Raw genomic sequence first — 337 nt, 5'->3', positions numbered from 1 at the left:
CGGTGGTTCCCGAACAGCTCGATGCCTATCAGCGTGTACGGGCAGGGCAGCCGATCCCGGTTGCGGGCGGCGAGACCTGGCATGGGCGTCACGGCATGTGGCAGGCGCTTTCCGCCGGTGCCGTGGATATTCTCCAGCCCGATCTCTGCGGATGCGGCGGCTTTTCAGAAACGCAGAAGATTGCCACGCTTGCCACGCTGCACGGCGTGCGCATCGTGCCGCATGTCTGGGGCACCGGCGTACAGATCGCCGCCGCGCTGCAATTCATGGCGGCGATGACGCCTGATCCGGTGCGGGTCAATCCCATCGAACCGATCATGGAATTTGACCGCACCCA

At 64.7% G+C, this 337-nt stretch carries 1 pseudogene; it reads left to right on the top strand.

Going from position 1 to position 337, the window contains the following annotated elements:
* Positions 1-337 (top strand): annotated as a pseudogene (locus EN804_RS35595) (D-galactarolactone cycloisomerase); the annotation flags it as partial.

Source organism: Mesorhizobium sp. M8A.F.Ca.ET.161.01.1.1, from assembly GCF_004792105.1.
In the GTDB taxonomy this organism is placed as follows: Bacteria; Pseudomonadota; Alphaproteobacteria; order Rhizobiales; family Rhizobiaceae; genus Mesorhizobium.
Note: the sequence above shows the minus strand (reverse complement) of the source record. Positions and strands in the feature narration are given on the sequence as shown.